This window comes from Pigmentiphaga sp. NML030171 (assembly GCF_002188635.1).
Taxonomy (GTDB): Bacteria; Pseudomonadota; Gammaproteobacteria; order Burkholderiales; family Burkholderiaceae_B; genus Pigmentiphaga; species Pigmentiphaga daeguensis.
This window is the reverse complement of sequence record NZ_NINX01000047.1, coordinates 102,693-110,918: the sequence shown is the minus strand read 5'-3', so window position 1 is coordinate 110,918 and position 8,226 is coordinate 102,693. Positions and strand designations below refer to the sequence as shown.

Sequence of the window (8,226 nt, the reverse complement as noted above, 5' to 3'; positions counted from 1 at the left end):
CCTGTTTCGGCGACTCAAAGGCTTCCGCAGAATCTTCTCCCGCTTCGACAAACTCGACGTCATGTTTACCGGGTTCATCAATTTCGCCCTGATTGCAGATGGGCTGCGTTGTGTTAACAGGCCCTAGCCCGTTCGGGCCTGCCAGGCCATCCACCAGGGTCTCGACGTGGCCGGCGTCGCGCCGCAGCCGGCACAGCCGGCCCGTGGGCCGGTTCAGCGCGCTGTCGCCCTGGTCGGTGAAATACAGGTCGCCGTTGGCGGCGAACAGCAGGTCGTTGACGCCCTGGAGCCCACGGGCCTCGTCCGGCGCGAGCAGGGCCCGCGGACGGCTGTCCCGGGGAAACATGGTCATGATGCCGTGGCGCCGGTCGGCGATGTAGAGACGACCATCGCGATGCAGCTTGAGCCCGTTGGGCTCGCCGTCGTAGCGGCATGCCAGCGCGAACCGTCCCGCCGGATCGACGCGGAAGATCCTGCCATGGGCCAGGTCGGTGCAATACAGCGTACCGTCGCGGTCGAAGGCGGGCCCTTCCAGGAAGGAATGCAGGGGTCCGGCTCCCCGCGCCTTCACCCAGGGCGACATGGATCGCACCAGGTGCAGGGATGGCGGCAACGCGGCGTGGATCTCGGTGGCCAGGTCGGGAGGAGCGGCGTACATGGGACCGGAACGGATGGAACAGCCACCTATAATGGCAGTCGTTCCCCAGCCCGGGTAACGGTTTTTTCAGATGCCCCCATCTGGATCCGCGATGGCCCCGGACCACGCCCGACATGGACCTGCGACGCCTGCGTTATTTCGTCACGATATTGGAAACCGGCAGCTTCTCGCAGGCGGCCGAACGCCTTCACGTCGTGCAAAGCGCGCTCAGCGCGCAGATCCAGAAGCTGGAGGACTCCCTGGGCACGCGCCTGTTCGTGCGCGATGCCCATGGCGTGCAGCCCACGCCGTCCGGCCGCAAGCTGCTCGGCCATGCGCGGCGCATCCTGGACATGGTGGCGGCCGCCGAACACGACTTGCGGCAGGACGCGGAATCGCCCCGCGGCATCGTGCGCATCGGCATTCCCAGCAGCATCAGCCGCATGATGACGGTGCCCCTGCTGCAGGCGGTCGAAGAGGCCCATCCCGAGGTCACGCTGCACGTGGTCGAGGCGATGACCGACGAACTCGAGGCGCTGTTGAAGCAGAACCGGCTCGAGATGGCCATCCTGTTCACCGTGGGGGAAACCGGCAGTCCCCACCTCATCGACACCCTGCGCGACGAACCCTTGTACCTGGTGTCGCCCGCGGACGGCTCCCCGCCCTCCCATGTGGTCCCCTTCGCCGAACTGGCCCGCATGGACCTCGTGCTGCCCACGCTGCGCCACCGCGTGCGCCAGATGCTGTCGCGCGAGGCCGAGCAGCGCGGCCTGGCGCTCAGGATCAAGCACGAGCTGGACTCCATGGCACAGACCGTGCAGTTGATCGCCGCCGGCAACGGCAGCTCGGTCATGATCGTCTCGTCCTTCATCGAGGAATGGCAGGCCGGGCGCGTACAGGCCACGCCGGTTTCCGACCTGCGCACCACCGCGCAGGTGGTGCTGGCCACCTCGCACGGCGCATCGCACAGCGCCGTGGCCGGCATCCGGGACCTGGTCGTCGCCACCGCGGCCCGCCTGGCGCGCGACGGCACCTGGCCCGACCGTCCGCCACGGGAAGCCGCCCGCCTCCGCTAGGGCCTGCGCGATTTATCCCCAGGCGATGTGGAAAACCCTGGGGAAAGCACGGGCACAACTTCACCCGGCCTAGATTCCATGCGGGTCTGCGGGCGGTGACGCGAAAATGGGCAGGCTCCTCATCCACTGCGCAACTTTTGCGCTGCCACCGCAATTTCCTGCGCTTGGCCCGCGGCCGGCGGCGCTATGTTCGGCCTTCCACCCACCCCACGGAGGCCTCTCGCATGCCCTCTTCCCTTTCCCTTGATCCCGCCAAGGCCGTCCTGCTGGTCGTCGACATGCAGAACGACTTCGTCCTGCCGGACGCGCCCATGGAGGTCGCCGCCGCCCGCCAGCGCGTCCCCGCCATGGCCGCGCTGGTCGCCCGCGCGCGCGAGGCCGGTGTCCCGGTCATCTACACCCAGCACGTGCTGTACGACGGATTCGACGTCTCGCCGCTGGAGACGACCCAGTTGCCGCACTTGAAGACGGCCGGCATGCGCGCGGGCACGCCCGGGGTCGAGATCATCGCCGAGCTGGCCCCCCTGCCCGGCGAGGTCGTCATACCCAAGCATCGCTACGACGCGTTCTACAACACCCGCCTCGAGACCGTCATCCGCAACATCCGGGGCCGCAACGTCGCCGACAGCGTGATCATCACGGGTACGGTCACCAGCGTCTGCTGCGAGTCGACCGCGCGCAGCGCCTTCATGCGCGACCTGCGGGTCTTTTTCGTGGACGACGCCACCGGCGGATTCGACGACGCCTCGCATCGCGCCACGCTCGCCACCATCGACCGGGTGTTCGGCAAGGTCGTCTCCACGCGCCAGGTGCTGGACGCGCTGGGCGGAGCATGACCATGACCCGGCCACTCGTGCACGATACCGCCTACGAATGGAAGGCCGTCACCATCCTCGCCCTGGGCTTCGGCCTGATGGGCCTGGACCGCTGGCTGCTCGCCCCCATGTTCCCCTTCATGATGAAGGACCTGGATCTGTCCTACCAGGACCTCGGCCTGCTCATCGGGGTGCTGGGCCTGGCCTGGGGCGTGTTCTCCATCACCATGGGCCGGGTCTCGGACCGCGTCGGCCGACGCAAGGTCCTGATCCCCGCCGCCATCGCGTTCTCCTGCCTGTCCGGATTGTCGGGGCTGGCCACGGGCCTGATCAGCCTGATGCTGATCCGCACGGTCATGGGCGTCGCCGAGGGCTCCTTCTGCCCCACCAGCGTGGCCGCGGCCGGCGAGGCCTCGCATCCGCGGCGCCGCGGCCTGAACCAGGGACTGCAGCAGAGCGCCTTTCCGCTGTTCGGACTGGGGCTCGCACCCATCATCGCCACCCAGCTGATGGACGTACTGCCCTCCTGGCACTATGTGTTCTTCCTGTCGGCGGTGCCTGGCCTGATCCTCGCCTGGTTCATGTACAAGGTCATCCGCGAACCCGGCACCGGTGTCCAGGGCGGGCTGCCCGCCGCGCCGGCTGCCGGGGCCACGCTGTCCTGGAAAGAACTGCTGCGCCGGCGCAACCTGCTGCTCGCGGTCGCCTCCATCCTGTGCGCGATGACCGGCATCTTCGTGGTCGGCGCCATGGTGCCCAACTACCTGACCGACTACCTCAAGCTGACACCGCAGCAAATGGGACTGGTGGTCTCGGCCATCGGCATCGGCGGGTTCTTCGGTGAATTCGGCGTGCCCGGCATCTCGGACTTCATCGGCCGCCGCGCCGCCGCCTTCCTGGCCTTCGTCGGCGCCGCGCTGGCCCTGTATGCCTTCATCCGCACCGATGCCTCGCCCTGGGCGCTGTTCGGGGTGCTGCTGGTGGTGTCGTTCTTCTGCTTCGGACTGCTGGCCCTGATGACCGGGCCCATCGCCACCGAGGCGGCGCCTCCCGGCATGGTGGCCTCGGCCATCGGCACGGTCAGCGGCCTGGGCGAGATCTTCGGCGGCGGGGTCGCGCCCGTGGTGGCCGGCTACATCGCCCAGCACCATGGCATCCAGTACACGCTGTACCTGGCGCTGGGCGGCATCGCGATCGGCCTCGCCGTGTCGCTGTTCCTGAAGGAGACGGCCCCGCGCAAGGTCGAGGCCGGCGTCCGGGCTCAGGCGTCGTAGTGGCCGGCCGTGGCGCGGTAGGCCGAGGCCGAACTGCCCAGGGCCTTCTTCAAGGCCCGGCCCATCGCGCCCGCCGACGCGAAGCCGCAGACGCTGGCGACGTACGAGACGGGCTGGCCCGTCGTCGCCAGCAGGTGGCGGGCCCGCTCCACCCGCATCGCGGTCAGGTGGCGGTATGGGGACACGCCCTGCGCGGCCTTGAAGCAGCGCAGGAAATGGTATCGGCTCAAGCCGCACAAGGCGGCCAGCTCGGCCAGGGAAATGTCCTCGGCCAGGTGTTCGTCCATGTAGCGGGTGACCTTGCGCAACGCCTGGGGACTCAGGCGCGGCGCCGTCGCGGCCGCCGGCTCCGCCCGCCACTTCTTGCCCAGTTCGTTCAACACCAGCGCGCCGAAGCTGTCGGACAGCAGGCGCGAGACCTGGCCGGCCCCCAGGTCCCGGACGAACGCTCCCAGGGCCGTGTAGACCAGCGGACTCACGAAGCCGCGCTGGGCCAGCGACCACATGCCATCCACCGGCCGCTCGCACCCCAGTTCCTCGAACATCTCCAGCGCAGCCTGCTGGTCGAACGTCAGCAGCGACACCCGGGCGGGCCCGTCCTTGACCCAGCGGAAAGCGGTGCCGGGCGGAATCAGGTGCAGCGGATTGACGAAATTGACGAAATGGTCGCGGTAGCCCCAGCCCAGGTCGAATCTGGCCGACCTCAGCCGGTACTCGTGCGAGACGAGCAGGAGCATGTGGGGCAGCGCCGGGCAGGACAACTCATGGGCATCGAAGCTGCAATGCACCACGCTGCCGGCCAGCCGGCCTCCGTAGTCGAACGACTGGTGCAGGCTGTAGGCGCCGGTATCCATCAATACTTGGCGCAACCGGGCGGCGGTCGGGGAAGGGTCGGTGTTCACGGGATCTCCCGGAAGGCGGGAACGGCTCACCCCATATACTACCCGGCAGCCGGACTTATCCCCACCCGCTGTGAACAACCCTGGGGAAAGGCTGCGGACAAATCATCCGGCGCCAGCAACCATGCGGGTTTGCGGACCATGGCGCGAAAACGCGCAGCCATCGGCTAAACCGGGGTCGGTCCCTCGATCAGGCGCTTCTTGATGATCTTGCCGGCCGAATTGCGCTCGAACTCGTCGACGAAGCGGAAATGGCGCGGCACCTTGTAGGGCGCCAGCCGTTCCCTGCACCAGGCGGACAGGGCCGCCGCGTCGCGATCGCCACGCATCATCACGAAGGCGGCCACTTCTTCGTCGAACTCCTTCGAGGGCAGGCCCACCACCGCCGCTTCCTGCACGTCGGGGTGCGTCATGAGGATGGACTCGATCTCCAGGGGATAGATGTTCACGCCGCCGCGGATGATCATGTCCTTGGCCCGGCCGCACAGGAACAGGTAGCCTTCTTCGTTCAGGTAGCCCAGATCGCCCGGGTAGAAGAAGCCGTCGCGGAAGGCCTCCCTGCTCGCCTCCTCGTCGCGGTGGAAACCCTGCGCCACCGTGGCGCCCTCGTAACGGATACGCCCGACTTCGCCGGGCGGCAATGGGTCGTCCTGTTCGTCGACGACCTGCAGGCGCACGCCGAACACCGGCCGGCCGACGGAGGCGGGCTGCGCCTCCAGTTCCTGGTTGGACAGCACGGTCACGCCGCCGCCCTCGGTGGAACTGTAGTACTCGATGAAATTGGGACAGACCTCGTTGCGGATGCGGCGCCGCTCCTCGGCCGTCAGCGGCGAGCCCGACGAGATCAGCGTGCGCAGGCCGCGCAGCGGCGCCACGTCGCGCGGCTCGGCCTGCAACACGCGCCGCAGCAGCGTGGGTACCAGGAAGGTGATCGTGGCGCCCGTGCGCGCCACCTCGGCGGCCAGTTCCTCGACCTTGTAGGGCGGCGGGCACAGCACCGTCGTGGCCCCCACGTACAGCGACGAGACCGAGAACGCGCGCCCGCCGCCGAAGTACAGCGGCGTGGCGTTGATGTAGGTCTCGCGGCTGCCGAACCCCAGGTCGGCGTAGTGCGTGAAGAAGCGGCTCATGAACTGCGCATGCGACAGCAGCGGCCCCTTGGGGCGTCCCGTGGTCCCCGACGACAGCGACAGGCAGAAGCCGCGGTCCTCCTCGGCGTAACGGTCGCGCACCACGACCTGCTCCGCGCGGGCCAGCCAGGCCTCGTCGGCCGCCACGCACAGGCCTGGCGCGAAGTCGTCTCCAGGCTCGACCAGCACGCAGCGCGCGCCGAAATGCCGCGCCACCCTGAGTTTCTCGCCGGCTTGCCAGCGGCAGTCCACCGGCAGGATCACCGCCCCGGCGCGCGCCACGGCGTAGAGCATGACCAGGTGCTCGGACGTGTCCTTCAGCGCCACGCCCACCACGTCACCCGGCTGCACGCCCATCTCCAGCAACAGCGAAGCCCGTTGTCGCACCAGCAGGTCGAGCCGGCGATAGTCGATGACCCGGTCGCGATGGATGATGGCGGGCTTGGTGGGCCGCTGGCTCGCGTGCAGGGTCAGCTGGTCCGCGATGTTCGGGCCGCGCATCGGCATTACCGTGCTCATCGGTCCAGTCCGTAGACACGCAGCACATTGCCGCGCAACAGCTTTTCCCGGGGGCCGGGCCGCAGGCCCAGGGCCTCGATCTCGTCCCGCGCGCGCTTGAAATCCAGGATGGGAAAATCGGTGCCGAACACCACCTTGTCCTGGCCGTAGCTGTCGATGTACTTCACGAAGGCCTCGGGCCAGTACCTGGGGCTGTGGGCGTCCGTGCCGATGTAGACGTTGGGATGCTTCCAGGCCATGGCGATCATCTCCTCGGTCCAGGGTATGCCCACATGTATCCCGATGATCTTGAGCTCCGGAAAATCGCAGGCCACCGCGTCCAGGCAGATGGGCCGGCCCACGCTGCGCAGCCGGTGCGAAGGGTCGTAGATCATGGACTGCCCCACCTGGAGCTGCACCGGCACGTCCAGTTCCGCGCACTTGGCGTAGAAGGGATACCACTTCGCGTGATCGGGCGCGAGCTCGAACCAATGGGGATAGAAATGCGCGCCGATGAAGCCGTATTCCCGCACGGCCTTCTCCAGCTCCCGCACGCCTCGCATGCCTTCCGTGGGGTCGAGTCCGGCCAGGCCGTGGAAGCGGTCGGGATGGCGATTGACCGCCTCGGCCACCGCCTCGTAGGGCACGTGGTAGCTGGCGCGATGCTGCCAGGGCCCTACCTTGGCGGCGATCAGGAAGGCCTGTTCGATGCCGGCGGCGTCCATGCGGCGCAGCATGTCCTCGTGCGACAACCCTTGCATGATGGCCGTATCGACGTTCATCTTGCCGCTGTAGAAGGCATCGCGCTTGGGCCGTTGCGCCAGCAGCTCGGGCGTCCAGATATTGACCACGGCGTCGATCGCCGGGATGTCGTAGCTGTGGGAGGTCATCTCGCTTCCTCGATTACGGCGTCAGGTTGGCGTTGGCGACCGCCTGCTTCCAGGCCGCCAGGTCCTGCTCGATCTTCCTGGCGAACTCGGCCGGGCCGGTCGGATGCGGGTCCAGGCCGCTGGCCAGCAGCCGGTTCCTGATGTCGGGCATCGCCATCGCTTCCTTCAGCGCATCGGCCAGGGCCTGCACCACGTCCCTGGGCGTGCCTGCGGGCGCCATCAGCCCGTACCAGACATTGAAGTCGAAGCCCGGCACGGTCTCGGACACGGCCGGCACGTCGGGCAGCACCGACGAGCGCGACTGGGTGCTGACCGCGATCGCCTTGAGCTTGCCCGCGCGGATCAGTTCCAGCGCGCCGCCCAGGCTCACGAAGGCGGACTGGATCTGGCCGGACATGATGTCGACCTGGATCTGCGAAGACCCCCGGTAAGGCGCGTGGACCATCTGGATGCCGGCCATCTTGGCCAGCGTGGCGCCCGCCACGTGCGTGCTGCTTCCTATGCCCACCGACCCATAGGTGATCTTGCCGGGATGCTTCTTCGCGTAGTCGATGAATTCGCGCATGTTCGAGGCCGGGAACGATGGCGCCACCACCAGCACCGTGGAGCCCGACACGATCTGGCCGATGGGCTGGAAGTCCTTGATCGAATCGTAGCTGGGCTTGTCGGGCAGCCAGGGACTGATGGCGATCGGCCCGACGTTGGCGAACAGCAGCGTATAGCCGTCGTTCCTGGACCGCGCCACGTAGCTGGTGCCTATGCTGCCGTTGGCGCCGCTGCGGTTCTCCAGCACGAAGGGCTGGCCAAACTTCTGCGAGAACTTTTCCAGCAGCGGCCGGATGATGGCGTCGGACGGGCCGCCGGGCGCCCAGGTGTTGACCATCATGACCGGGCGCGACGGATAGTCCTGCGCACGGACCGCGGCCGGCACGCCGGCCGCCAGCGCGGCGCACAGGATGGCCAGGTACTCACGAAGCTTGATGCGGGATCTCATTTCGCCTACCTCA

7 protein-coding genes and 1 pseudogene are annotated in these 8,226 nt (G+C 68.0%); 3 read left to right on the top strand and 5 right to left on the bottom strand.

The genetic code is table 11. The annotated features are described in order from the left end of the window. Positions 1 to 181 precede the first annotated feature (181 nt). Positions 182 to 583: pseudogene (locus CDO46_RS28740) on the bottom strand (SMP-30/gluconolactonase/LRE family protein); the annotation flags it as partial. A gap of 188 nt (positions 584 to 771) precedes the next feature. Here CDO46_RS28740 and CDO46_RS24310 point away from each other — a divergent pair. From CDO46_RS24310 to CDO46_RS24300, 3 genes are all read left to right on the top strand, one after another. Further along, a complete protein-coding gene (locus CDO46_RS24310) occupies positions 772 to 1,713 on the top strand; it encodes a LysR family transcriptional regulator (protein ID WP_087841147.1) in 942 nt (313 codons plus the stop codon). A gap of 224 nt (positions 1,714 to 1,937) precedes the next feature. Beyond that, positions 1,938 to 2,549 (top strand): isochorismatase family protein, encoded by a 612-nt coding sequence (locus tag CDO46_RS28465; protein ID WP_087841146.1) that lies wholly within the window; start codon positions 1,938 to 1,940, stop codon positions 2,547 to 2,549. Positions 2,550 to 2,551: 2 nt separating this feature from the next. Next, entirely contained in the window at positions 2,552 to 3,802 is a 1,251-nt protein-coding gene (locus tag CDO46_RS24300) for an MFS transporter (RefSeq protein ID WP_087841145.1), read from the top strand. Here CDO46_RS24300 and CDO46_RS24295 read toward each other — a convergent pair. From CDO46_RS24295 to CDO46_RS24280, 4 genes are all read right to left on the bottom strand, one after another. Continuing rightward, complete coding sequence (locus CDO46_RS24295; protein WP_132980751.1) at positions 3,790 to 4,704, bottom strand: AraC family transcriptional regulator; 915 nt, start codon at positions 4,702 to 4,704, stop codon at positions 3,790 to 3,792. The two genes, CDO46_RS24300 and CDO46_RS24295, sit on opposite strands and share 13 nt — an antisense overlap. 164 nt (positions 4,705 to 4,868) lie before the next feature. Then, complete coding sequence (locus CDO46_RS24290; protein WP_087841143.1) at positions 4,869 to 6,350, bottom strand: class I adenylate-forming enzyme family protein; 1,482 nt, start codon at positions 6,348 to 6,350, stop codon at positions 4,869 to 4,871. After that, positions 6,347 to 7,219: an amidohydrolase family protein gene (locus CDO46_RS24285; protein ID WP_087841142.1), complete on the bottom strand. Its 873-nt coding sequence runs from the start codon at positions 7,217 to 7,219 to the stop codon at positions 6,347 to 6,349. The genes CDO46_RS24290 and CDO46_RS24285 overlap by 4 nt, the downstream gene beginning before the upstream one ends. A 13-nt stretch (positions 7,220 to 7,232) precedes the next feature. Beyond that, entirely contained in the window at positions 7,233 to 8,213 is a 981-nt protein-coding gene (locus CDO46_RS24280) for a tripartite tricarboxylate transporter substrate binding protein (protein ID WP_176400837.1), read from the bottom strand. Positions 8,214 to 8,226 lie beyond the last annotated feature (13 nt).